This is a genomic window from Streptomyces sp. NBC_01294, assembly GCF_035917235.1.
Taxonomy (GTDB): domain Bacteria; phylum Actinomycetota; class Actinomycetes; order Streptomycetales; family Streptomycetaceae; genus Streptomyces; species Streptomyces caledonius.
In genome coordinates, this window is record NZ_CP108423.1 from 6,486,937 (window position 1) to 6,511,230 (window position 24,294).

At 72.3% G+C, this 24,294-nt stretch carries 23 protein-coding genes; 15 read left to right on the top strand and 8 right to left on the bottom strand.

What is annotated here, in order from left to right:
* The first annotated feature begins 25 nt into the window (after positions 1 to 25).
* The 12 genes from OG534_RS29305 (at position 26) to OG534_RS29360 (ending at position 12,337) form a co-directional block, all read left to right on the top strand.
* Positions 26 to 1,357: an MFS transporter gene (locus tag OG534_RS29305; protein ID WP_326591978.1), complete on the top strand. Its 1,332-nt coding sequence runs from the start codon at positions 26 to 28 to the stop codon at positions 1,355 to 1,357.
* A 138-nt stretch (positions 1,358 to 1,495) separates the two neighbouring features.
* Positions 1,496 to 2,857, top strand: coding sequence for a Pup--protein ligase (gene pafA, locus OG534_RS29310; RefSeq protein ID WP_030016332.1), 1,362 nt, complete (start codon positions 1,496 to 1,498; stop codon positions 2,855 to 2,857).
* 115 nt (positions 2,858 to 2,972) lie between these two features.
* Positions 2,973 to 3,914, top strand: coding sequence for an FKBP-type peptidyl-prolyl cis-trans isomerase (locus tag OG534_RS29315; RefSeq protein WP_326591979.1), 942 nt, complete (start codon positions 2,973 to 2,975; stop codon positions 3,912 to 3,914).
* 28 nt (positions 3,915 to 3,942) lie between these two features.
* Entirely contained in the window at positions 3,943 to 4,338 is a 396-nt protein-coding gene (locus OG534_RS29320; protein WP_326591980.1) for an FKBP-type peptidyl-prolyl cis-trans isomerase, read from the top strand.
* A gap of 130 nt (positions 4,339 to 4,468) precedes the next feature.
* Positions 4,469 to 5,425 (top strand): helix-turn-helix transcriptional regulator, encoded by a 957-nt coding sequence (locus tag OG534_RS29325; protein WP_326591982.1) that lies wholly within the window; start codon positions 4,469 to 4,471, stop codon positions 5,423 to 5,425.
* 178 nt (positions 5,426 to 5,603) lie between these two features.
* Positions 5,604 to 6,572, top strand: coding sequence for a helix-turn-helix transcriptional regulator (locus OG534_RS29330; protein ID WP_326591984.1), 969 nt, complete (start codon positions 5,604 to 5,606; stop codon positions 6,570 to 6,572).
* 14 nt (positions 6,573 to 6,586) lie between these two features.
* Positions 6,587 to 6,814: a hypothetical protein gene (locus OG534_RS29335; protein ID WP_326591985.1), complete on the top strand. Its 228-nt coding sequence runs from the start codon at positions 6,587 to 6,589 to the stop codon at positions 6,812 to 6,814.
* 26 nt (positions 6,815 to 6,840) lie between these two features.
* The gene (locus OG534_RS29340; RefSeq protein WP_326591987.1) at positions 6,841 to 7,041 is read left to right on the top strand and encodes a hypothetical protein; all 201 of its coding nucleotides are present in this window, start codon (positions 6,841 to 6,843) and stop codon (positions 7,039 to 7,041) included.
* Positions 7,042 to 7,236: 195 nt separating this feature from the next.
* Positions 7,237 to 7,527 (top strand): Sec-independent protein translocase subunit TatA, encoded by a 291-nt coding sequence (gene tatA, locus OG534_RS29345; RefSeq protein WP_326591989.1) that lies wholly within the window; start codon positions 7,237 to 7,239, stop codon positions 7,525 to 7,527.
* Positions 7,528 to 7,574: 47 nt separating this feature from the next.
* Positions 7,575 to 8,531 (top strand): twin-arginine translocase subunit TatC, encoded by a 957-nt coding sequence (gene tatC / locus OG534_RS29350; RefSeq protein WP_326591991.1) that lies wholly within the window; start codon positions 7,575 to 7,577, stop codon positions 8,529 to 8,531.
* Between the two features lie 194 nt (positions 8,532 to 8,725).
* A complete protein-coding gene (locus tag OG534_RS29355) occupies positions 8,726 to 11,566 on the top strand; it encodes a DEAD/DEAH box helicase (protein ID WP_326591993.1) in 2,841 nt (946 codons plus the stop codon).
* Positions 11,567 to 11,656: 90 nt separating this feature from the next.
* Positions 11,657 to 12,337 carry a helix-turn-helix domain-containing protein gene (locus tag OG534_RS29360; protein WP_326591995.1) on the top strand — a complete coding sequence of 227 codons (681 nt, stop codon included), beginning with the start codon at positions 11,657 to 11,659 and terminating at the stop codon, positions 12,335 to 12,337.
* Here OG534_RS29360 and OG534_RS29365 read toward each other — a convergent pair.
* The 4 genes from OG534_RS29365 to OG534_RS29380 all read right to left on the bottom strand — a co-directional run bounded on the left by OG534_RS29365 (position 12,297) and on the right by OG534_RS29380 (position 17,074).
* Entirely contained in the window at positions 12,297 to 13,313 is a 1,017-nt protein-coding gene (locus OG534_RS29365) for an RluA family pseudouridine synthase (protein ID WP_326591996.1), read from the bottom strand. The genes OG534_RS29360 and OG534_RS29365 overlap by 41 nt on opposite strands.
* Before the next feature lie 19 nt (positions 13,314 to 13,332).
* Positions 13,333 to 14,907 (bottom strand): serine hydrolase, encoded by a 1,575-nt coding sequence (locus OG534_RS29370; RefSeq protein WP_326591998.1) that lies wholly within the window; start codon positions 14,905 to 14,907, stop codon positions 13,333 to 13,335.
* A gap of 372 nt (positions 14,908 to 15,279) precedes the next feature.
* On the bottom strand, positions 15,280 to 16,119 hold the full coding sequence (locus OG534_RS29375; RefSeq protein WP_326591999.1) for a siderophore-interacting protein: 840 nt from the start codon (positions 16,117 to 16,119) through the stop codon (positions 15,280 to 15,282).
* 49 nt (positions 16,120 to 16,168) lie between these two features.
* Positions 16,169 to 17,074 (bottom strand): 5'-3' exonuclease, encoded by a 906-nt coding sequence (locus tag OG534_RS29380; RefSeq protein ID WP_326593930.1) that lies wholly within the window; start codon positions 17,072 to 17,074, stop codon positions 16,169 to 16,171.
* Positions 17,075 to 17,415: 341 nt separating this feature from the next.
* Between OG534_RS29380 and OG534_RS29385 the strand changes: the two genes are divergently transcribed.
* Both OG534_RS29385 and OG534_RS29390 read left to right on the top strand, forming a co-directional pair.
* Positions 17,416 to 17,964 (top strand): helix-turn-helix domain-containing protein, encoded by a 549-nt coding sequence (locus tag OG534_RS29385; protein WP_326593932.1) that lies wholly within the window; start codon positions 17,416 to 17,418, stop codon positions 17,962 to 17,964.
* Positions 17,965 to 17,969: 5 nt separating this feature from the next.
* Entirely contained in the window at positions 17,970 to 18,689 is a 720-nt protein-coding gene (locus tag OG534_RS29390; protein WP_442807166.1) for a helical backbone metal receptor, read from the top strand.
* Between the two features lie 31 nt (positions 18,690 to 18,720).
* Here the strand turns inward: OG534_RS29390 and OG534_RS29395 are convergent, their stop codons facing one another.
* Positions 18,721 to 19,869, bottom strand: coding sequence for a TDT family transporter (locus OG534_RS29395; RefSeq protein ID WP_326592001.1), 1,149 nt, complete (start codon positions 19,867 to 19,869; stop codon positions 18,721 to 18,723).
* A 70-nt stretch (positions 19,870 to 19,939) separates the two neighbouring features.
* On the opposite strand from OG534_RS29395, the gene OG534_RS29400 reads away from it, so the two are divergent.
* Positions 19,940 to 20,860, top strand: a complete 921-nt coding sequence (locus tag OG534_RS29400; protein ID WP_326592003.1) for a LysR family transcriptional regulator — start codon at positions 19,940 to 19,942, stop codon at positions 20,858 to 20,860.
* A 212-nt stretch (positions 20,861 to 21,072) separates the two neighbouring features.
* Here the strand turns inward: OG534_RS29400 and OG534_RS29405 are convergent, their stop codons facing one another.
* From OG534_RS29405 to OG534_RS29415, 3 genes are all read right to left on the bottom strand, one after another.
* Positions 21,073 to 21,780 (bottom strand): gamma-glutamyl-gamma-aminobutyrate hydrolase family protein, encoded by a 708-nt coding sequence (locus OG534_RS29405; protein ID WP_326592005.1) that lies wholly within the window; start codon positions 21,778 to 21,780, stop codon positions 21,073 to 21,075.
* A gap of 45 nt (positions 21,781 to 21,825) precedes the next feature.
* Positions 21,826 to 23,304: an ethanolamine permease gene (eat, locus tag OG534_RS29410; protein ID WP_326592006.1), complete on the bottom strand. Its 1,479-nt coding sequence runs from the start codon at positions 23,302 to 23,304 to the stop codon at positions 21,826 to 21,828.
* 204 nt (positions 23,305 to 23,508) lie between these two features.
* A complete protein-coding gene (locus OG534_RS29415; RefSeq protein WP_326592007.1) occupies positions 23,509 to 24,255 on the bottom strand; it encodes a FadR/GntR family transcriptional regulator in 747 nt (248 codons plus the stop codon).
* Positions 24,256 to 24,294 lie beyond the last annotated feature (39 nt).

The window sequence follows — 24,294 nt, forward strand, 5'->3', positions numbered from 1 at the left end:
GGGATCCGGGCAGAAGGGGGCTGACATGGCCGCGGGATACGCGGAGCTGCTGGGGACCCGGCACGCCGCGAGGCTGCTGGTGGGCACGCTCATAGGCAGGCTGCCCAACGCCACGGCGCCGATCGCGATCGTGCTGTTCACGCGGGCCGAGGGCGGCAGCTACAGCCTCGCGGGGGCCCTCGCCGCCGCGTACGGGCTGGCCAACGCGGTGGGTCAGCCGCTGCTGGGCCGGGCGGTGGACCTCTTCGGGCAGCCCCGGGTGCAGCTGCCGGCCGCCGTGGTGTCGGCTCTGGGCATGGTGTGGCTGGCGCTCGTCGGTACGGGGTCGGTGGTGGCCGCGTATGCCGCGGTGGTCGTCGCGGGGCTGTTCACGCCGCCCCTGGAGGGCGGGCTGCGGGCGCTGTGGCCGGGCGTGCTGGGGGGCCGTGAGGAGAAGGTGCACGCCGCGTACGCGATGGACGCGGTGGCGCAGGAGGTCATGTTCACGGTCGGTCCGCTGCTGGTGACGCTGTTCGTGGCGGTGTGGTCGCCGGCGGGGGCGCTGCTGGCCCTCAACGCGATCGGGGTGCTGGGTGCGCTCTCGGTGGTGGTCAGCGAGCCGTCGCGCTCGTGGCGTTCGGCGCCGCGGGAGGCGCACTGGCTGGGCGCCCTGCGTTCGCGGGGGCTGCTGGCGCTGCTGGGTGCGTTCTTCTTCGTGGGGACGGCGCTGGGTTCGATCACCGTGGCCGGTGTGGCGTACGCGGACGATCACGGGAACCAGGCCGTGTACGGCTGGCTGATGGCGGCGCTCGGACTGGGTGCGCTGATCGGTGGCGTGTTCTACGGGGCCCGGCAGTGGGCGGGTGCGCCGGAGCGGCGGCTGCGGATGCTGGTGGCGCTGCTCGCGCTCTGCTACCTGCCGTTGATGCTGACGCCGGGGCCGGTGGCGATGACGGCGCTCGCGGCGCTGCTCGCGCTCTGCTACCTGCCGTTGATGCTGACGCCGGGGCCGGTGGCGATGACGGCGCTCGCGGCGCTGTCGGGCGTGTTCCTGGCGCCCGCTCTGGCGTGTGCGTTCATCGTGGTGGACCGGCACGCTCCGGCGGGCACGGTGACGGAGGCCTTCTCGTGGCTGGTGACGTTCTTCGGGGTGGGTGCGGCCATTGGTACGGCGGTGGCCGGTCCGGCGGTGGAGCTGGGCGGCACGGCGGCGAGCTTCGGCGTGGCGAGTGTCGCGGGGGGTGCGGCGCTGCTGGTGCTGATGGTCACTCAGCGGGTGCTGGCAACTGCGGGGCGGGGACGCGCGGTGGCGGGTTCGTCTGAGGGGGTGTCGGACGGGGCCCGTGAGGTGCCGTCGGGGGCTCCGTCGGCGGGCTGACGCGCGGGAGCGGAGGCGGTGTTCCGGCGGCGCGTCGGCGGGTTCCGCGGTGCGGTGACCGGTCCGCTCGTGGGAACTGATCGAAACGGCGCTCCCGTTCCCGGTTTCAGAAGAGGGCAGAAGGCGTAATGTTCAGTCATGGACCGCCGCATTTTCGGGCTGGAGAACGAGTACGGCGTCACGTGCACGTTCAGGGGACAGCGCCGACTGTCTCCTGACGAAGTGGCGCGCTACCTCTTCCGCCGTGTTGTGTCATGGGGCCGCAGCAGCAATGTCTTCCTGCGGAACGGCGCCCGCCTGTACCTCGACGTGGGTTCGCATCCGGAATATGCAACTCCCGAATGCGACAACGTGACCGAGTTGGTCACGCACGACAAAGCAGGCGAGCGCATTCTCGAAGGACTGCTCGTCGACGCCGAACGCCGCCTGCACGAGGAGGGAATCGCGGGCGACGTCTATCTCTTCAAGAACAACACCGACTCGGCGGGCAACTCGTACGGCTGCCACGAGAACTACCTGGTGGCCCGGCACGGGGAATTCTCCCGCCTGGCGGACATTCTCATTCCGTTCCTTGTCACGCGGCAGCTGATCTGCGGCGCCGGCAAGGTGCTGCAGACGCCCCGGGGCGCGGTCTACTGCGTGAGCCAGCGGGCCGAGCACATCTGGGAGGGCGTCAGCTCCGCGACGACCCGTTCGCGGCCGATCATCAACACCCGGGACGAGCCGCACGCGGACGCCGAGCGCTACCGCCGGCTGCACGTGATCGTGGGCGACTCGAACATGTCCGAGACGACCATGCTGCTGAAGGTCGGGGCCACCGACCTGGTGCTGCGCATGATCGAGGCGGGCACGGTGATGCGGGACCTGACCCTGGAGAACCCGATCCGGGCGATCCGCGAGGTCAGCCACGACATCACGGGTCAGCGCAAGGTGCGTCTGGCGAGCGGCCGGGAGGCCTCGGCGCTGGAGATCCAGCGGGAGTACTACGACAAGGCGGTGGACTTCGCCGAGCGCCGGGGCATCCGTACCGGTGTGGTGGACCAGGTGCTGGAGCTGTGGGGTCGCACGCTCGACGCGATCGACGCGGAGGACCTGGACCGGATCGGGACCGAGATCGACTGGGTCATGAAGTACCAGCTGATCGAGCGGTACCGGGCCAAGCACAACATGACCATGTCGAATCCGCGGGTGGCTCAGATAGACCTCGCGTATCACGACATCCACCGCCGGCGCGGGCTGTACTACCTGCTGGAGCGCAAGGGGCAGGCGGCGCGGATCTGCAACGACCTGAAGATCTTCGAGGGCAAGTCGGTGCCCCCGCAGACGACGCGGGCGCGGCTGCGCGGTGACTTCATCCGCCGGGCGCAGGAGCAGCGGCGGGACTTCACGGTGGACTGGGTGCACCTGAAGCTCAATGACCAGGCGCAGCGGACGGTGCTGTGCAAGGACCCGTTCCGGTCGGTGGACGACCGGGTGGAGAAGCTGATCGCCGGCATGTAGTCCTGAAGTGTGACATCGCACTCCTCGCCAGGGCCCCGTACAGATCTCGTACGGGGCCCTGTGCACGGCTTAGAGTGGCGGGCGACCGTCTTGCCGTCTGAGATCTGAGGAACCCGTGCGCCGACTTGCCGGCCTGCTTGTCGTACCCCTTCTGCTGCTGACGACCGCAGCGTGTGGCGACGACAGCGGCTCCGACTCCGCCCAGATGAAGAACGGGGCGCCCGCGATCACCAAGGGTGCCAAGTTCGGGGAGACGCCCACCCTGTCGAAGGGGAAGGGCACGCCGCCCAAGGAGCTGAAGGTGGTGACCATCAGCGAGGGCACCGGGCAGGTCCTGAAGAAGGACGACATCGCGCAGGTCAACTACTACGGCCAGGTGTGGGACGGCAAGGAGCCGTTCGACCAGAGCTTCGGCCGGCCCGCGCCGTTCGACCTGACGATCGGCGCCGGCGCCGTCATCAAGGGCTGGGACCAGGGCCTGGAGGGCCAGAAGGTCGGCAGCCGTGTCGAGCTGGTGATCCCGCCGGAGCTCGGTTACGGGGCCCAGGGCTCGGGCGAGAAGATCAAGCCGAACGCCACGCTGGTCTTCGTCGTGGACATCCTCAAGGGCGCCACCGTCCCGGCCTCGGCCACGGGCAAGGAAGTCGCCCAGGACAACAAGGACCTGCCCAAGGTCGGCACGAACACGGACGGCAAGGAAGTCACCGTGGCCGTCCCGAAGGACACCGCCGAGCCGGCCAAGCTGGTCTCGAGCTACGTCCTGGAGGGCGACGGCGCCGCGGTGAAGGACACCGACAGCGTCGTCGTCAAGTTCCACGGCAAGACGTGGAAGGACGACAAGACCTTCGAGAGCACGTACACCAGCGGGCAGACGGTCACCTGGCCGCTGTCGGAGCTGTCGGTCACGGGCCTGAAGGAAGGCCTGATCGGCAAGAAGGTCGGCAGCCGCATCCTGCTGGTCATCCCGCCGGACCAGGCCTTCGGCGACAAGGAGCAGGGCACCATCCCGGCCAAGTCGACGCTGGTCTTCAGCCTCGACATCCTCGCCGTGATGTAAGACTGTTCCGGTTGACCGTTTCGTATGCATGAGGAGCAGTGCCGTGAGCGACAAGCTCGAGAAGCCCGAGATCGACTTCCCCGAGGGCGAAGCCCCGAAGGACCTCAAGATCGAGGAGATCTGGGTCGGCGACGGCGAGGAGGCCAAGAAGGGCGACCGCGTCTCCGTCCACTACGTGGGTGTGGCCTTCTCCACCGGTGAGGAGTTCGACGCTTCCTGGAACCGTGGTTCCGCGCTCCAGTTCCAGCTCGGCATCGGCCAGGTCATCGCCGGATGGGACCAGGGCGTCCAGGGCATGAAGGTCGGCGGCCGTCGCAAGCTGACGATCCCCGCCCACCTCGCCTACGGCGACCGCGGCGCGGGCGGCGCGATCGCCCCGGGCGAGACGCTGATCTTCGTCTGCGACCTGGTCAAGGTCGGCTGATCCGGGAATCCGCGAGCAGCACAGGGGCCCCCGCCGTCCGGCGGGGGCCCCTCGCTTTTTGCCGGGGCGCGCCGGGGCGGTACGGTCAACGGTCACGAGTGTGTGTGTCGAGATCGGGGGAAGGGCGTCGATGGCGATTGCCAAGGCCGAGCGGCTGATGAATCTGGCGCTGTGTCTGCTGGGGACCCGCCGGCCGCTCAGCAAGCGCGAGTTGCGCGGTTCCATCGAGGCCTACATGGAGGCCGGCAACGACGAGTCCTTCAACCGCATGTTCGAGCGGGACAAGGACGATCTGCGCGAACTCGGCCTGGTCATCGAGACGGTGGAGAACCTGGAGGGCGAGACCGGCTACCTGGCCCGCCGGGACAGCAACCGGCTGCCGCCCGTCTCCCTGGACGCCGAGGAGGCCGCCGCCCTGGGGCTGGCGGCCAAGGTGTGGCAGCAGGCCCGTCTCGCGGGAGCCGCCAGCGGAGCCCTGCAGAAGCTGCGCGCGGGCGGGATGCCCGAGGCGGGCGACCCGTACGAGGGGCAGCACAGCGCCATCGAGCCGCGCATCCCGGTCCACGAGGCGGCCTTCGAGCCGCTGATGCTGGCCTGCCGGGACCGCCGGCCGGTGGTCTTCGACTACCGCAAGTCCACCGCGGCCCGGCCCGAGACCCGTCAGGTGGAGCCGTGGGCGCTGGAGTGCTGGCGCGGTCACTGGTACCTGGCCGGCTACGACCGCGACCGCGGGGCGGAGCGGGTGTTCCGGCTCTCCCGGATCACCGGCAAGGTCCGCTCGCGGGCGGCCAAGTACACCGCGGAGGTGCCGGACGTGGTGACCGTGCGGGAGACCGTGGCGAGCTGGGCCGGGGAGAGCGCGGACCGTTCCGCGCTGATCCGGTTGCGGGCCGGGGCGGGCTACCCGCTGCGGGCCAAGGCCACCGCGGTGCGCGAGGGCGGGGACGGCTGGGACGAGCTGGAGATCCCGTACGGGCACGGGCTGGACGCCTGGCTGGTGGAGTTCGGGCCCGACGTCGTCGTGGTCGGGCCCGCCGACCTCCGGGCGGACGTGGTGGACCGGCTGCGGGCCGTCGCCGGGGCCTGACGGGGTCCGGCGGACTCCGCCACCGCACCGATCCGCCACCGATCCGCGACGGCACCGATCCGTACCGCCACCGCACTGATCCGCGACCGCACCGACCGGCCGTTTCACCACCCGGCCGCCGCACCATCTGTAGAACAGCGACATCCACAGACGTGCCCTGAGGGGGAGACGTACCAGCATGGCTGCCAACGCCATCGACCAGACCCGCCGGATGCTGTCCCTGGTGACGTACCTGCGCGAGCGCCCCGGGGCGCACGTCGCGGACGTCGCGCGTGCCTTCGGGATCACCGAGGACGAGCTGATCTCGGACCTCGACGTGCTGCCCATGTGCGGGACCAGCTTCCGGGGCGGGGACCTGCTCGACATCGACACCGACGGGGAGCGCATCTGGTGGCGCAATCCCGACGCCTCGGGGGAGTCCACCGCCGAGCCGCTGCGCCTGGCCGCCGACGAGGCGACGGCCCTGCTGGTCGCCGCCCGCGCCGTGGCGACCCTGCCCGGCCTGCGCGAGAGCGACCGTGACGCCCTGCTGCGGGCCACCGCCAAGCTGGAGGCGGCCGCGGGCGAGGCCGCCGGGGCCAGCGCCCGGCTGTCGGTGACCTTCGAATCCGAGGGCGGGGTCTTCGCGGACGTCGACCGGGCGATCGCGGAGCGCCGGCGGCTGTGGGTGCGCTACTACTCGCCGGCGCGCGACGAGCTCACCGAGCGCAAGGTCGACCCGATCCGGCTCTTCGCGGTCGGCCACACCTACATGGAGGGGTGGTGCCACCTCTCCGAGGCCCGGCGCACCTTCCGCCTCGACCGGGTCGCGGAGATCAAGCTGCTCGACGAGCGGGCCGAGCCGCCCGCCATCGAGCCGCGCGACCTGTCCGAGGGGCTGGTCCAGCCGGCCGCCGAGGACCCGGAGGTCGTGGTCGAGGTGGGGCCGGGCGGGCGCTGGGTCGCCGAGTACTACCCGCACGACAGCGCGGAGGAGCTGACCGGCGGGGGCCTGCGGATCACGCTGCGCAGCCCGGATCCGGCCTCGCTGCGCCGGCTCGCGCTGCGGCTGGGGCGTGAGGGGCGGATCGTGGCCCCCTCCGAGCTGGCGGACAGTGCGCGCAGCGCCGCCCGGGAGGCACTCGCGGGGTACGGGGAACAGGTCTGAGGGGAACGCGGTCGATGTCGCCAACGTCCGGGTCCGTTGCCTTCAAGGCTTCCTGTCCCGACTGTCGCGCCCGTTTCGAACTGGACGCGGGCGCCCTGCGGCTGGCCATCGGCGGCAGCCGGCGGGCCACCTTCTACTCCTTCACGTGTCCTGAATGCGGCGCCGCCGTCCGCAAACCGGCCGGTGAGCGGATCGTGGAACTGCTGACCGGCGGCGGCGTGAGCACCCTGCGCAGCATCTGAACCGGCCGGTGGCCTAGGCTCGCCCCATGCTGTGGCCGATGTTCGCAATTGCCCTGGGCTTCCTCGGAGTCGCCGTGCTCGCCGTGCTGGCCGTACGGGTCCACGTGGAGGTGCGCAGGCTGTCCGGCCAGGTCGCCCAGGCCAGCCGCCGGATCTCCGAGGCGTCGGGGGACCTCGAGCGGGCGAGCGTCGACCTGGCCCGGGCGGGCCACGCCGTGCGCCCGTAAGCCGCACCCCTTCAGAACCCGCTCGGAAGCGGGGCGAATGCGCAGGAGCAGGCCATAAACCACCGGCGCCGACGCAAGCAGGGGGACGCCCGGGGATTGCCGGGCGTTAACCCCCTGGGGTTACGATCCTCGGTAGACACAGTCCCAGGCGCCCGTGCCGGTGCGCTGTGAACCTCGGAGAAAAGGAAGATTTCTATGGGCAACCTCAGGGGTTGGGAAATCCTCGTCATCGTCGGAGTCATCATCCTGCTGTTCGGCGCCAAGAAGCTTCCTGACATGGCCCGCTCCCTCGGCAAGTCGGCCCGCATCCTCAAGAGCGAGGCCAAGGCCATGAAGAAGGACGGCGAGGCCGAGGACGCGGCCACCGCCACCGTCGCGGACCAGGCCGGCCAGCAGCCCGTCGCCCCGCGCACCATCCAGGCCGCGCCCGGTGACGTCACCAGCGCCCGCCCGGTCAGCGAGACGAACCGCACCGCCCAGGGCTGACGCACGCCGTACACGCCAGTCATCTGCAACGAGACAAGGGACGTGGGTTGCTCAAGTCTGCCCGCAAGCAGGAGAAAGCGGACAAGGACGCCGAAGGGCGGATGCCTCTTGTCGAGCACCTGCGTGAGCTGAGAAACCGTCTGCTGAAGTCGGTCCTGGCGATCCTCGTGATCACCATCGTGGCCGCCTTCTTCTACCGGGACATCATCAACTTCCTGTTGAAGCCGATGCTGGACTCCGTCGGCTGTACCAACGGTGTGGTGACCCAGCGCAACGGCAAGCCCTGCGCCGACATGACGGTGAACGGCCTCATCTCGGCATTCTCGATCGCCCTGAAGGTCTCGCTGATGGCCGGTGCGGTGCTGTCCGCCCCGGTGTGGCTGTACCAGCTGTGGGCGTTCGCCGCGCCCGGTCTGCACAGCCACGAGAAGAAGTACGCACGCAGCTTCGTGGCCGTGGGCGCTCCGCTCTTCGGCGCCGGCGCGGTCCTCGCGTACAAGATCCTTCCGCAGACCGCGACGATCCTGCTGGAGTTCACCCCCGACCACGCGCGGAACCTGCTGCCGGTCGACGACTACCTCGACCTGGTCGCCCGCATGGTGATCGTCTTCGGCCTGGCCTTCGAGCTGCCGCTGCTGCTGATCCTGCTGAACTTCACCGGTGTGCTCACGGGCAAGCGGCTGGCGAGCTGGTGGCGGGGCATGGTCCTCGGCATCACGGTCTTCGCCGCCTTCGCGACCCCCACCGGTGACCCGCCGACCATGCTGGCGCTGGCCCTGCCCATCGTGGCCCTCTACTTCCTCGCCCTCGGCATCTGTCTCCTCAACGACCGGCGGCGCGCGCGCAAGGACCCCGACGCGGGCCTGAGCGACGACGAGGCCTCGGAGCTGGACCTGACCCCCGCGCCGATCGGCGCGCTGGAATCGGTCCCGGCCCCCGCCGTGCTGCCCGAACAGGCCGACGGCGGACGCCAGCGGATCAACGGGTACGACGACGCGACCTGATCCGGCCCGGCCCGACCCGACGGGCAGGCCCCGAGGGGTGAGCCGCGAGGTCACCGTCTCCCTCCGTCCCACCGCCGGAAGCGGTCGGCAGCGCGCACACCGCGCAGCCGGCCGCTTCCGCCGTGTGGCGGTCCGCCTGCTCACTTAAATGATCGCGACTGTTGTCAGAGGTGGCGGGTAGGCTCGACAGCAAGATGACCGAAGAACTCTCCCCCGCCGAGCGCTATGCCGCAGCCCGGCTCCGCGCCGCCGAAGAGGCCACTGCCCTGGCCCCCTTCCGCGAGATGTACGAATTCGATCTGGACCCGTACCAGATCGAGGCCTGCAAGGCACTGGAGGCCGGCAAGGGCGTCCTCGTCGCCGCCCCGACCGGCTCGGGCAAGACCATCGTCGGCGAGTTCGCCGTCCACCTGGCCCTCCAACAGGGCCGCAAGTGCTTCTACACGACGCCGATCAAGGCGCTGTCCAACCAGAAGTACGCCGACCTCGTCAAGCGCTACGGCGCCGACAAGGTGGGCCTGCTGACGGGTGACAACAGCGTCAACTCCGAGGCGCCGGTGGTGGTCATGACCACCGAGGTGCTCCGCAACATGCTGTACGCGGGCTCGCAGTCGCTGCGCGGCCTCGGCTACGTCGTGATGGACGAGGTCCACTACCTCTCCGACCGGTTCCGCGGGGCCGTCTGGGAGGAAGTGATCATCCACCTCCCCGAGTCGGTGACCCTGGTGTCCCTGTCGGCCACCGTGTCCAACGCCGAGGAGTTCGGCGACTGGCTGGACACCGTGCGCGGCGACACCGAGGTGATCGTCTCCGAGGAGCGGCCCGTACCGCTGTGGCAGCACGTCATGGCCGGCCGCCGGATCTACGACCTCTTCGAGGAGGAGTCCGACCACGGAGGCCGCGGCTCCGCGCGCCGGGAGGTCAACCCCGACCTGCTGCGCATGGCGCGCGAGGAGAACAGCCGCACCTACAACCCGAAGGACCGGCGGCGCGGCAAGATGGTCCGCGAGGCCGACCGCGAGCGCGAGCGGCGCTCCCGCGGCCGGATCTGGACCCCGTCCCGCCCCGAGGTCATCGCCCGCCTCGACGGTGACGGGCTGCTGCCCGCCATCAACTTCATCTTCAGCCGGGCCGGCTGCGAGGCCGCCGTCCAGCAGTGCCTGTACGCGGGACTGCGGCTCAACGACGAATCCGCGCGGCTCAGGGTGCGCGAGATCGTCGAGGCGCGGACCGCCGCCATCCCCACCGAGGACCTTCACGTCCTGGGCTACTACGAGTGGCTCGAAGGACTGGAGCGGGGCATCGCCGCGCACCACGCGGGCATGCTGCCCACCTTCAAGGAGGTCGTGGAGGAGCTGTTCGTCCGCGGCCTGGTCAAGGCCGTCTTCGCCACCGAGACCCTGGCGCTGGGCATCAACATGCCCGCGCGCACGGTGATCCTGGAGAAGCTGGTCAAGTGGAACGGCGAGCAGCACGCCGACATCACCCCGGGCGAGTACACCCAGCTCACCGGCCGGGCCGGGCGGCGTGGCATCGACGTCGAGGGCCACGCGGTGGTGCTCTGGCAGCGGGGCATGGACCCGGCGGGGCTCGCCGGGCTCGCCGGTACCCGTACGTATCCGCTGCGCTCCAGCTTCAAGCCGTCGTACAACATGGCCGTGAACCTGGTCAGCCAGTTCGGGCGGCACCGGTCGCGCGAGCTGCTGGAGACCTCCTTCGCGCAGTTCCAGGCCGACCGCTCGGTCGTCGGGATCTCCCGGCAGGTGCAGCGCAACGAGGAGGGCCTGGAGGGCTACCGGGAGGGCATGACCTGCCACCTGGGGAACTTCGAGGAGTACGCGCAGCTGCGCCGCGACCTCAAGGACCGCGAGACGGAGCTGGCCAAGCAGGGCGCCGCCCAGCGCCGGGTGCAGGCGGCCAGTTCGCTGGAGAAGCTCAAGCCGGGCGACATCATCCACGTGCCGACGGGCAAGTTCGCCGGACTCGCGCTGGTCCTGGACCCGGGCGTGCCGGCCGGGCGGGTCAACGGGCACCGCGGGTACGAGTACGCCGAGGGCCCGCGCCCGCTGGTGCTCACCGCCGAGCGGCAGGTCAAGCGGCTCGCCGCGATCGACTTCCCGGTCCCGGTCGAGGCCCTCGACCGGATGCGGATCCCGAAGACGTTCAACGCGCGCTCGCCCCAGTCCCGCCGGGACCTGGCGTCCCAGCTGCGGAGCAAGGCCGGGCACATCACGCCGGAGCGGCACGCGCGCGGCCGGGCGGCGGCCGCCGACGACCGCGAGATCGCCCGGCTGCGCACCGAGCTGCGGGCGCATCCCTGCCACGGCTGCGACGAGCGCGAGGACCACGCCCGCTGGGCGGAGCGCTACCACCGGCTCCAGCGGGACACCCAGCAGCTGGAGCGGCGGATCGAGGGCCGGACGAACACCATCGCCCGCACCTTCGACCGGATCCACGCGCTCCTCACGGAGCTGGACTACCTGCGCGAGGACGAGGTCACCGTGCACGGCAAGCGGCTCGCCCGGCTGTACGGGGAGCTCGACCTGCTGGCGTCCGAATGCCTGCGGGCCCATGTCTGGGAGGGCCTGAGCCCGGCCGAACTGGCCGCCTGTGTCTCGGCGTTGGTCTTCGAGGCGCGGCAGTCCGACGACGCGGTCGCGCCGAAGGTGCCGGGCGGCGCGGCGAAGGAGGCGCTGGGCGAGATGGTCCGCATCTGGGGCCGGCTCGACGCGCTGGAGGAGGAGCACCGGATCAACCAGGCGGAGGGCGTGGGCCAGCGCGAGCCGGATCTGGGCTTCGCGTGGGCGGCGTACCAGTGGGCCTCCGACAAGAGCCTGGACGAGGTGCTGCGCGAGGCGGAGATGCCGGCCGGCGACTTCGTGCGCTGGTGCAAGCAGGTCATCGACGTGCTCGGGCAGATCGCGGCGGCGGCCCCTTCGGCCTCCGGCGAGAGCGGGAGCACGGTGGCGCGAAACGCCCGCAAGGCCGTGGACGCGCTGCTGCGGGGTGTAGTGGCCTACAGCTCGGTCGGCTAGCCCCTTTTGGATCTTCGTCCATAAGGGGGAGTGGCTCGATCTGATCTCTTGCCATGATCGAATCGCTGTGCTGTGTGCGACGATCGGTCCATGAGCGGGGGAGCAGACGAAGGGCCGAGACGGGTCGGTCGGCCGCGCGCCGACCGGCTGAGACCGGACAGCGGCCGGCCGCCGCGCGAGGAACTCCTCTGCGCGGCGGCCGAGTTGTTCACGGTCCGGGGGTACGCGGCGACCACCACGCGGCAGGTCGCCGAGCGGGCCGGAATGCGCCAGGCCACGATGTACCACTACTTCGGCGGCAAGGAGGAACTCCTCGCCGAACTGCTGGAGTCCACGGTCGCCCCCTCCCTGGTGCTGGCCCGCCACCTGCTCGCCGACGCTCGGCGGCCCGCCGCGCGGAGGCTGTGGGAGCTGTGCCGCTCCGACGTGCTGCTGCTGTGCGGGGGCCCGTACGACCTGGGGGCGCTCTACCTGCTGCCCGAGGTGGGCGGCGCGCGCTTCACCCGGTTCCGCCGGATGCGCGGGGAACTCAAGGACGCCTACCGGGTGCTGCTCGACGGGACCTGCGTCGGCGCCGAACTGGCCGGGGACGCGGCCGGGATGGCCCTGCGCAACGACCTCGTCTTCGGGCTCATCGAGGGCGTCATGCTGATCCACCGCGCCGATCCGGCGCGCCCGGTGGCGGCCTTCGCGCAGGCCACCGCCGACGCGGCGCTGCGCATCGCGGGCGTCAGCCCTCCTCCGGAGGGCCGGGAGGAGCAGGAGGAGTAGGCGGGTTGGGAGGCGGGTCGCCGGTGCCGGCCGCCCAGCCGGCGTGGTCGTGCCAGGCCCGCAGGGTGCGGCCGCTCTCGAAGCGGTGCGTGGCTCCGGTGACGGGGTCGGTGAACTCCAGTACCCGTGCCAGGAGTTGGAGGGGGCGGCGGTAGTCGTCCGGAGCCGGGTCGGTGACCTGCGGGTACACCGGGTCGCCGAGGATGGGCAGGCCCAGGGCGTTCATGTGCACCCGCAGCTGGTGGGTGCGGCCGGTGTGCGGGGTCAGCCGGTAGCGCCCCACGTCGCCCCGGGTGTCCACGAGTTCGACGCGGCTCTCGGCGTTGGGCTCGCCGGGCACCTCGGCCGCGGCGATGACCCCGCGGGTCTTCTCGATCCGGCTGCGCACCGTACGGGGGAGGGGGAGCGCCGGGTCGACGGGGGCGAGGGCCTCGTACTCCTTGTGCACCTCGCGCCGCTGGAAGAGGAGCTGGTAGGCGCCGCGCTCCTCGGGCCGGATGCTGAACATCACCAGCCCCGCCGTCAGCCGGTCCAGGCGGTGCGCCGGGCTGAGCTCGGGCAGGTCCAGCTCCTCGCGCAGCCGGGCCAGGGCGGTCTCGGTCACGTGGCTGCCGCGCGGGGTGGTCGCCAGGAAGTGCGGCTTGTCCACCACCAGCAGGTGCGGGTCCCGGTGGACGACGGAGAGCGGGAAGGGCACGCGCGGCTCGGGCTCCATGTCCCGGTGGAACCAGAGGTAGGCGCCCGGCTCGTACGGGTCCCCCGCGCGCAGCACCCGCCCGCCGGCGCCGAGCACCCGGCCGGTCGCCAGCAGGTGCGCGACGGAGTCGGCGCCGCGGGTGCCGGCGTAGCGCGCGGCGAGGTAGCCGCCGAGGTCCGGCCACAGCCCGTCGGGGTCGGGCGGCAGCCGCAGCCGGACCGGGTCGATGCCGGCGCGCTGGGGGAGGGGCGAGGGGGGTGCCTGGGCTCTGCGTCTCATCGGGGGACAGGCTATGCGGCTACTGCTGCGTGAAGGTGCCCAGGCCATTGGCGTCGAGGTATTCGACGCGCAGGGTGTCGTCGGCGAAGGTCACCCCGGTGCGGCCGACCGCGTTCTCGCCCACTGTCTCGAAGCTGAACGTGTCCCCGTCGTAGTGGGTGAGCGGGAAGCGCAGGGGCTGGGGGCCGAGGGCGAGGGTGAGCGCGCCGTCGTCGTTCGCGGTCACGGTCGCCCTGCCGTAGTACGGGCTGTCGTAGGTGCCGGTGTACGCGGCGCTGTCCTGGGCGGGCTTCGCGCCGGAGGGCGGACGGGCGTAGTCGGTGGGGGAGCGGCCCTCTTCGCCCAGCTGCGCGTAGAGCGCGCCGGCCAGACCCAGCCAGTCGGCGGTGGTCTTGCCGTGCTCGGCGAAGTCGAAGAAGTCCAGGGCGACGGCGTCGGCCAGGCCGACGGGGGCGCCGTTGGTGAGGACGACGATGCCGAGCCGCTCCAGCGGGAGCATGGTGACGTTGGTGTTCGCGCCGAGCTCGAAGGCGCCGGAGTGGCTCAGACGCAGGCGGCCGGCGTCGTCGTAGGAGACGTTCCAGCCGAGGCCGTAGAAGCCGGTGCGGGCCGTGGGGGTCGCGGGCGGCTGCGAGACGATCTCGGGCAGGTGCGTGCGGGCGAGGGCGTCGGCCGGGATGATCCGCTTGCCGTCGAGGACGCCGCCGGCGAGCTGGAGCCGCAGCCAGCGGGACATGTCGCGGGCCGTGGAACTGACGCCGCCGGCCGGGGCCTGGGCGTCGGGGTCGCGGACGTAGCGGGGGCTCCAGGTGCCGGCCGGGTTCTTGACGTGGGTGGCGGCGTGGTCGGGGGCGTTGACGAACGCGGAGAACTCGGTGCTGGTGCGGGTCATGCCGGCGGGCTTGAAGAGGGTGTCCTCGCTGAGCTTCTGCCAGCTGGTGCCCTTGGCCCGGGCGACGGCCTCGGCGGCCGCGGTGAACCCGAAGTTGGTGTAGGCGTAGCTCGCGCGGAACGGGGTGAGGGGTTCGAGCCGCAGGTGGTCGAGGATGTACGACTGGTCGTAGCCGAGGTCTTCGAGGAGGTCGCCGGCGTGGTCGGGCAGGCCGCTGCGGTGGGAGAACAGGTCGGCGGTCGAGACGTGGCCGGTGACCCAGGGGTCCTTGAGGGAGAACCCGGGGAGGGTGGTGTGGCGGTCCCACCCGTCGGGGTCGGTGAGGGTCCCGGCGACGACGGTGGAGGAGACCGGCTTGGAGAGGGAGGCGATCTGGAAGACGGTGTCGGGGTCGACGGCCGCGCTCTGGCCGGTGCGGCGGACGCCGAAGCCCTTCAGGTGGACGACCTCGTCGTCGTGGACCACGGCCACGGAGACGCCGGGGACGCCGGTGCGGCGCATCATGTCCGCGACGGTTTGATCGAGGCGGGCGACGGCCTTGTCGACTGCGTCGTCGCTGATCGAGGGCTGGGGTGGGGGTGGCGGGCTGGGGGCGGAGGTCACCGTCGCGGTGGTGGTCGTGGTGGCGGTCGCCGCTGTTGCCGCCGTCGCGGCGAGGAGGGCCGCGGCGCCGGCTGCCCCGAGGCCGCGGAGCGTACGCATGGGGTCATTGTCCCGCCGGACGGGTGAAGCCGCGCGGGCTGGCTCCGCCGGGGGTGGGTCGGCAGCGGCGCCGCTGCCGGGGGCGCCGCCCCCGGACCCCCGCGCCTCAAACGCCGGCGAGGCTGAAAGACCGGGGCTCCGCCCCAGGCCCCGCGCCTCAAACGCCGGCGTGAAAGACCGGGGCTCCGCCCCAGGCCCCGCGCCTCAAACGCCGGCGAGGCTGAAAGACCGGGGCTCCGCCCCAGGCCCCGCGCCTCAAACGCCGGCGGGGCTGGGATGGTGCGGCGAGGGTGGAGGACCGGGGCTCCGCCCCAGGCCCCGCGCCTCAAGCGCCGGCGGGGCTGGGATGGTGCGGCGGCGGGGCTGGATTGCCTATGCGGCCGCTGCGTGGTCCTGTTCGGCTTCGACCGTGGCGTTCCAGTCGCGCTTGATCGCGCGCCAGCCCTCGTCCGTCTCGCCCAGGCGCCAGTAGCCCGAGATCGACAGGCGTTCGCGGGGGATGCCGCGCTCCAGGCGGAGGTGGCGGCGCAGGTCCTTGACGAAGCCGGCCTCGCCGTGGACGAAGGCGTGGACGTCCGTGGAGGGGAACGTCAGGGCGGTGACCGCCTCCACCAGGGCTTGGCCCGTCGGGCGGCCCGCGCGGTGGAGCCAGACCGGGACGACGCCGTCCGGGGTGGAGACCTTCAGCTCGTCCTGCGGGCCCTCGACCTCCACGAGGGCGTGGACCTCGGCGCCCACCGGCATCCGCTCCATCGCCGCGGCGATCGCCGGCAGCGCGCTCTCGTCGCCCACCAGGAGGTGCCAGCCGGCCGTCGGGTCGGGGGCGTAGGCGCCGCCGGGGCCGAGGAAGCGGACGAGCTCGCCCGGCTGGACCCGCGCGGCCCAGGGGCCGGCCACGCCCTCGTCGCCGTGGACGACGAAGTCGAGGGTCAGCTCCCGGTGCGCAGGGTCCCAGCTCCGTACCGTGTACGCGCGCTGGCGCGGCCACTGCGCCCGCGGGAAGTCGGCGCGGATCCGCTCCAGGTCCCAGGGCGCGGGATAGGTGACGTCTTCCGGGGGGAAGAGGATCTTGATGTAGTGGTCGGTGAACTCGCCCGCGCAGAACTCCGCCAGGCCTTCACCGCCCAGCACGAGCCGCACCATGTGCGGCGAGAGCCGCTCGGTGCGTACGACGACGGCGGTGCCGACGGTGCGGGCGCGTCCTTCTGCCACGGTGTCTCCCCTGACTCCCCTGAAACTTAGCCTTACCTAAGTTAGCACCTCAAGAGTGTAGGGCGCCGCTCAGGCGGGAGACCGCTCCACCCAAACCCCACCGATGGACTAGTGCGTCCACGAGTTCAGGCTGCGCCGGGGTCTTCGGAAGGGCCGGATCGAACTGCGGCAACGGGACGTCCGAGGCCACCTGGACCACCTTCGGGGCCACCGCCAGATATGGGCGCGACTCGTCGAGCCGCTTGCGCTGGGTGGGGGTCAGCTTCGACTTCGGGTCGTCGATCGCCGCGATGATCCCGGCCAGGCTGCCGTAGGCGTCGAGGAGCTTGGCCGCCGTCTTCTCGCCGATGCCGGGGACGCCCGGCAGGCCGTCGCTCGGGTCGCCGCGCAGCAGGGCCAGGTCCGCGTACCCGGGGCCGTCCACCCCGTACTTCTCCCGGAGCCAGGCCTCGTCGGTGACCTGCAGGGTGCCCACGCCCTTGAGCGGGTACAGCACCCGTCGCTGCCGGGCGTCGTCCACCAGCTGGTACAGGTCCCGGTCGCCGGTGACGATGTCGACCGGGCCGGTCGCGCGGGCGGTGAGCGTGCCGATCACGTCGTCCGCCTCGTACCCGGCGACCCCCACCCGGGCGATGCCGAAGGCGTCCAGCGCCGCCTCGATGATCGGAACCTGCGGGGCGAGGGTGTCCGGGGTCTCCTCCAGGTCGGGACCGGCCTCGGACTCCTGTGCGACCCGGTGGGCCTTGTAGGAGGGGATCAGCTCCACTCGCCAGTGCGGTCGCCAGTCGGCGTCCATGCATGCGACCAGATCGTCAGGCCGGTGGTCCTGGACGAGCCGGCCGATGAAGTCGAGCAGCCCGCGCACGGCGTTGACCGGGGTGCCGTCGGGGGCCTTCACGGAGTCCGGCACGCCGAAGTAGGCGCGGTAGTAGAGGGAGGCGGTGTCCAGGAGCATCAGGCGTCGTGTCGTCACGCAGACGATGATGCCGCAACGCCGATCGGCGGCGCCGTGCACGCGGGGGCACGCGGGGTGACCGCCTGCCGCGCCGGCGGGCAGATCGCCTTACCACGGACAGTGAGCGGACGGGTACGGGAAGGCCCGTGCACGCGAAACCGGAGGCGGTTGCTGCGTAAGGTGCTTACAGCACACCGATGTGCGACGGACAAGGGGAGGGCAGCCCCGACATGAACGACAGGGACGGCACGGACGGCACCGACGGCACCGACGGTCTGAGCGGCAAGCTGAACGACAGGGACGACAAGAGCAAGGACAAGGACGGCAAGGAACCGCTGCGGGTGGGTGTGGCCGTGCGCAAGCGGCGCCGCGCGCTCCACCTGACGCTGGCCGCCGTGTCGGCGCGAAGCGGTCTGTCGGTGCCCTTCCTGAGCCAGATAGAGAACGAGCGGGCCCGGCCCAGCATGCGGTCCCTGGAGCGGGTCGCGGACGCGCTGGAGACCACGGCCGTCGAACTGCTGGCCGCCTCCGACACCGCGCGCACGGTGGACCTCGTACGGGCCGGCGACGAGTCCGGGCTCACCCCGGTCCCCGGCGTACGGCCCCTCGTGCGCGGGCACCACCAGCTGCACGCCCTGGAGTTCACCGGGGACCAGGACGCCGGCCGCGAGTACCAGCACCGCAACGACGAGCTGATGTACGTGGTCGAGGGCGCCTGCCAGGTGGAGGCGGAGGGGCGGGCGTACCGGCTGGAGAGCGGCGACGCGCTGTTCCTGTCCGGAGGGGTCCGCCACCGCTGGCGGGCCGTCACCGAGGACACCCGGATCCTGGTCGTCGCGGTGGGCGAGCACATCCACGCGACGTCCGAGCCCCCGTCGCCGGAGCACTGAGCGGCGTGCGGCGGGTCGTCTCGCTGGTGCCGTCGCTGACCGAGGCGGTGGCCGTGAGCGCGCCCGGGCTGCTGGTCGGGGTCACGGACTGGTGCACGCACCCGGCGGACCTCGGGGATGCGGTGCGGATCGGGGGGACGAAGAACCCCGACGTACGCGGGATCGTGGAGCTGCGGCCCGACCTGGTGATCGCCAACGAGGAGGAGAACCGGGCCCCGGACCTGGCGGCGCTGCGCGCGGCCGGGGTGGAGGTGCTGGTCACCGAGGTCCGCGACCTGCCGCAGGCGCTGCGGGAGTTGGACCGGGTACTGGTGGGGGCGCTGGGGCTGGCGCGGCCGGGGTGGCTGGCGGATGCGGAACGCGCGTGGGCCCGGGCGGAGCCGGTCGGAGAGCTCGCCGCGTTCGTGCCGATCTGGCGGCGGCCGTGGATGGTGCTGGGCCGCGACACCTTCGCGGGGGACCTGCTGGCGCGGCTCGGCGTGCGCAACGTCTACGCCGGGCACGCGGATCGGTATCCCCGGGTGCCCGTGGAGGAACTCGCGGCGGCCGGCTGCGATCTGGTGGTGCTTCCGGACGAGCCCTACCGCTTCACGGCCGAGGACGGCCCGGAGGCCTTCCCCGGCCTGCCGGCGGCCCTGGTCAGCGGGCGGCACCTGACCTGGTACGGCCCCTCGCTGGCCGAGGCGCCGGCGGTGCTCGAAAAGGCCCTGCGCGCGGCGCGCTGAGCGGCATGCCCACCGGGGATGCGCAGAGGACCTACGCGCTCGAGGTCGCCACGTGAACGTACGGGCCGGCGAGCAGTCGGCCTGAGAACAGGCCCCGCAGGGTGTGGGTCGCGGCGAGCAGCCAGGCGGTCAGCAGGGCGAGGAACAGGGCGGTCGCGAGCCAGGCGAAGGCGGTCAGGCCGGTGTGGTGGGCCAGGCCGGCGGCGCCGGTGACGCAGGTGCCGACGGGGAAGGTCAGGGCCCACCAGGTCATGGCGAACCCCATGCCGTTGCGGGCCGCCCGGACCAGCATGGCCGTGGCGAGGGCCAGCCACAGCAGCGCGAAGCCCATCACGGGAACCCCGTAGACGACGGCGAAGGCGCTCAGCGCTCCGGCGTAGGGGGCGCCGATCGACTGGTGGGTGACGTCGGCGAGCTGGTTCACGGCGGTGGTGGACTGGCCGAGGGGACCGAGGACCAGGAACAGGGTCGGGGTCAGGGCCAGGGGGAGGGGGCCGCTCACGAGCAGCCGGCCGAAGATCAGGGGGAGCATCAGCAGGGTGGCGAGCAGGCTGATGCCGAACATGGCGTAGCAGGCGAGCAGCAGGGTCTCGCGGGGCTGGCCGGCGGGCAGGTGGGGTATCAGCAGCGGGCCGAGGGCGGCGGAGACCATGGGGGCGACCAGGGGGAGCAGCCAGACCGGGCCGGCCTGCCGGGGGTCGATCTTGTGGCGCACGACCATCAGGTAGGGCACGACCACGGCCATGGCCAGGCCGATCACGGTGCCGGCGGTGAACAGGACGGCGTCCACGGCGACGGCCGCGCCGGATCCGATCAGGTCCTTGCCGACGATGAGGGTGCCGCCGCCGACGGCCAGCAGCGCCATCGAGAGGCAGCCGTAGAAGGGGGCGACGGCGGGGTCGAGGAGGTGGGCGCGGGCCTGGTCGCGGTGGTGGAGCCAGTGGCCGGCACGGGCGGTGAGCAGGACGGCGAGGAGCACGGCGGACAGTGCCCAGACGAGCTGGCAGGCCACGCGCTGGCCGGGGAGCTGGTACGGGAGGGTCGCGCCGGCGTTGGCGATGATCGCCGTGCCCATGACGGACGCGTACCAGTTGGGGCCGAGGTGCCGGAGCGCGGGAGCCTTGTGGGCGGCGGGCAGCCGGGACATCGTGGTGCGGGGTCGCACGAGGGTGGTGGCCATGGGTCCAGCCTCGCGCCGGGGCGGCCGGGGCGGCAGAGGCCATCCCTCTATGAGGTCATAAACTGATGTTATGGGTAATGAGGAGTGGGTTCCGCTGGCGCACCGGGTGCCGGACCTGGGCGCGCTGGAACTGCTGCTCGAGGTCGCGCGGCTCGGCAGCCTGAGCGGCGCGGCCCGGCGGCTGGGCATCACCCAGCCCGCGGCGAGCAGCCGGATCCGGGCGATGGAGACGCGGCTCGGGGTGGCGCTGGTGGACCGCTCGCCGCGGGGATCGACGCTGACGGCCGAAGGGGCACTGGTCACGGACTGGGCCCGGCGGGTGGTGGAGGCGGCGGAGGCCTTCGACGCGGGGGCGCAGGCGCTGCGCGGGCAGCGGGACTCGCGGCTGCGGGTGGCCGCCAGCATGACCATCGCGGAGTACCTGCTGCCGGGGTGGCTGATCGCACTGCGCGGGCAGCGGCCGGACACGGCGGTGTCGCTGCACGCGGGGAACTCGGCCGTGGTCGCCGAGCGGGTCCTCGCGCACGAGGCGGACCTCGGCTTCGTGGAGGGGCTGACGGTGCCCGAGGGACTGGACTCGGCGGTGATCGCGCAGGACCGCCTCGTGGTGGCGGTGACGCCGGGGCACCCGTGGGCGCGGCGCACGCGGGGGGTGGAGGCGGCGGAACTGGCGGCGATGCCGCTGATTCTGCGGGAGCGGGGATCGGGGACGCGGCAGGTGCTGGACGCGGCGCTCGCGGGGTGCGGGGGGCTGGCGGCGCCGCTGCTGGAACTGGCGTCGACCACCGCGGTGAAGGCGGCGGCGCTGAGCGGGGCCGGGCCGTGCGTGCTGTCGGAGCTGGCGGTGGGGGACGAGCTTGCGGCGCGGCGGCTGGTGGAGGTGCCGGTGTCGGGGGCCGGGCTGGGGCGGGCCCTGCGGGCGGTCTGGCCGGCGGGATCCCGGCCGGCGGGGCCGGCGCGGGATCTGCTGTCGCTGACCCGTCGGTCCTAGGCGGGGCCGGTCGGGTGCGGCGCCGTTGCCGGGGGCGCTGCCCCCGGACCCCCGCGCCTCAAACGCCGGCGAGGCTGAAAGACCGCCTCAAACGCCGGCGGGGCTGGAAGTGCGCCCTGCAGCGCCGGGAAATCCAGCCCCGCCGGCGTTTGAGGCGCGGGGTTTGGGGCGGAGCCCCAAGAAGCCGGCCGCAGGCCGGGCCCGCGCAGCGGTTACGCCACCGGGACCGCCGTGCGGGTCATGGCGGCTTCGATGAGGGACGACATCACGCGCGTGTCCTTGTCGCGTTCCGGGTGCCACTGGACGCCCAGGACCCATCGGTCCGGGTCGGGCAGTTCGATGGCCTCCACCGTGCCGTCGAGCGCGTGGGCCGAGACGACCAGGCCGCGGCCCAGGCGGTCGACGGCCTGGTGGTGGTAGGTCGGGACGTCCGCCTGCTCCGGGACCAGCGCCGCGTACCGGGTGCCCGGGACCGGGCGTACCGGGTGCCAGGACGTGGCGCCCGGGGTGTCGACGTGCCCGTCGATGTGCTGGATCAGCGTGCCGCCCAGGGCCACGTTCAGCGCCTGCATGCCCCGGCAGATGCCGAGCACGGGCACGTCCTCCTCCAGCGCCGCCGCGATCAGGGCCAGCTCCCAGTGGTCGCGTACGGTCGCCGACGCGCCCGTACGGGGATCGCGTGCGGCGCCGTAGTGGACCGGGTCCACGTCCGGGCCGCCCGCGACGATCAGGCCGTCCACGCGGCTCAGCACCTCCGCCGCCGACCCGGGTTCGTCCGGCGGGAGCAGCACGGCCGCGCCGCCCGCCGCCTGGACGAGTTCGTAGTACCCGGTCGGTACGAGGGACGTCGGGAGGTCCCACACCCCGTAGCGGGTGGATTCCTCCACATAGGTGGTGATGCCGATGAGCGGCCTGGGCACGTTCTCTACCTCCAGGGTGGGACGGGGCGGTGCGGCAACAGGGTTTCAGTCGCGGGACAGTTCCGCCTCGGCTTTCGCGAGCGCAGCGAACTCCTCCTCGGGGGCAGAGGCCACGAGGTGGTGCCGACTGTAGATCGCGAAGTAGGCCAGGGCGACGGCGTACACGGCCAGTGCGATGAACGCCGCGTCCTTGTCCACCAGGAAGGTGGCGACCAGGGCCGACAGGGCGAGTGCGAAGGCGACCGAGGAGGTCAGGATCCCGCCCGGGGTGCGGTACGGGCGCTCCAGGTCCGGCTCCCGGCGGCGCAGCACGATGTGCGAGAGGGCCATCAGGGCGTAGGAGATGGTCGCGCCGAACACCGCGATGTTGAGCATGCGGGCGCCGTCGCCGGTGGCCGCCGCGAGGGCGAAACCGATCGCGCCGGGGATGACGAGGCCCAGGTACGGGGCCTTGCGCTGCGAGGTGAGCGAGAGGAAGCGGGGCAGGTATCCGGCCCGGGAGAGGGCGAACAGCTGGCGCGAGCCGGCGTAGATGAGCGAGAAGAAGGAGGCCACCAGGCCGGCCAGGCCCGCGTAGTTCACGAAGCGGCTCAGCGCGGTCGGGCCGTCGTCCCCTTCCAGGGCCACGACGAGCGGGTTGCCGGCCGACCTGACGGCGTCGGCGCCCTGGGCGCCGGTGGCGGCGAAGAAGGTGATCAGGGCCAGCAGGGCGAGGATGCCCATGGAGATGGCGAGCGCCTTCGGCATGGAGCGGACCGGGTCCTTCGCCTCCTCGGCCGCCAGCGGTACGCCTTCCACACCGAGGAAGAACCACATGCCGAAGGGGAACGCGGCCCAGATGCCCAGCAGGCCCATCGGCAGCCAGGAGTTCGAGCCGAAGGCGGTCGTGTCGACGGGGATGTCGTTCAGGCCGTCCGCGCTGAACTCCGTGAAGGCCCCCACCGCGAAGATCAGCAGTGCGGCGACGGCGATGGCGGTCACGACGAGGCTGAAGCGGAGTGCCTCGCCTACGCCCCAGAGGTGGACGCCGATGAAGATCACGAAGCAGCCGAGGTAGACCGGCCAGCTGGAGGTGAGGCCGAAGAGGCCGAGGGATTCGACGTAGTCGCCGATGAAGATGACGATCGCGGCCGGGGCCAGGATGTACTCGATGAGGATGGCGGTGCCGGTGAGGAAGCCGCCCCAGGGGCCCAGTGCGCGGCGGGCGAACCCGTAGCCGCCGCCCGCCGTCGGCAGGATGGTGGACAGCTCCGCGAGGGAGAAGACCAGGCAGGCGTACATCGCGCCCATGAGGACGGTGGCGATGGCGAGACCGCCGAAGCCGCCCTTGTCGAGGCCGACGTTCCAGCCGGAGAAGTCGCCGGAGACGACGTACGCGACGCCGAGGCCGGTGAGGAGCAGCCAGCCGGCGCTGCCGCGGCGCAGCGTGCGGCGCTTCAGGTAGTCGTCGGAGCCGTCTCCGCCCTCGGGTGACGTGGTGGGTGCGGGTACGGCGCTCAGCCGTGCCTCGATGTCGTCGGCCATCGTGCGCTCCTGCCTCAGGGCAATGGTTGTGGCCCGTACCTTTGCGCTAGTGGAGTGGAGAGCGCAAGACCTCTGCGTTAAACAGAAGTTACGAAAACCTCCCGGGCGCCGTCGCCGCCCTCGCCCCGGCCCCTGCCCCGCCCTCGCCCCGGCCCCTGTCCTGCCCTGCCCCAGCCCTTGTCCCGGCCCCGCCTCCGGAGCCGCTCAGGCCAGGAAGCCCCGCAGCAGCGCCGCCGTGCCGCAGCAGTGTTCGCGCATGGTCTCGCGCGCCCCGGCCGCGTCCCGCTCCAGCACCGCCTCCACCAGCGCGGTGTGCTGCTGCTGGGAGTGCTCCAGGTTGCGCACGAGCAGCGGGATGCAGTCCAGCAGGTCGTTGACGGTGGCCCGGACGGCCGCGTACTGGGCCGTCAGGGTGGCGGATCCCGCCAGTTCGCACAAGGTGAGGTGGAAGAGCGTGTCCTGGCGCCGGTAGTCGGCGAGCGGGGCGTCGTGGGTGGCCCCCAGCGCGGCGAGCAGCCGTTCGGCGCCCTCCTCGGTCAGTCCCTGCGAGGCGCACAGTCCGGCCGCGCCCACCTCCAGGACCTCGCGGAACCGCAGGGCGTCCTCGATGTCGACGCCCGCGACGCGCCGGCGCAGCTCCTCCTCGGCGCCCCCGGCCGGGGTGTCGGGACGGGGCAGCACGAACGTTCCTCCGTACCGCCCGCGGCGGGCCTCCACCAGGCCCTGGTCCTGCAGTACCTTCAGCACCTCGCGCAGGGTGACCCGGCTGATCCCCATCCGCTCCGCCAGCTCGCGCTCGGGCGGAAGCCGTTCGCCGCCCGGCACCAGGCCCAGCCGGACCACCTGCAGGATCTGCTCCAGCGCCTCCTCGAAACCGTTGCCCGCCCGCACCTGCCGCAGCACGGGATTCAGTCGCGCGACGGCGTCGCCTTCGCTCGCCGTATCGGTCATCTCGGCTCCTCCCCTTCCCAAGCAATGGTTCTATTCAAT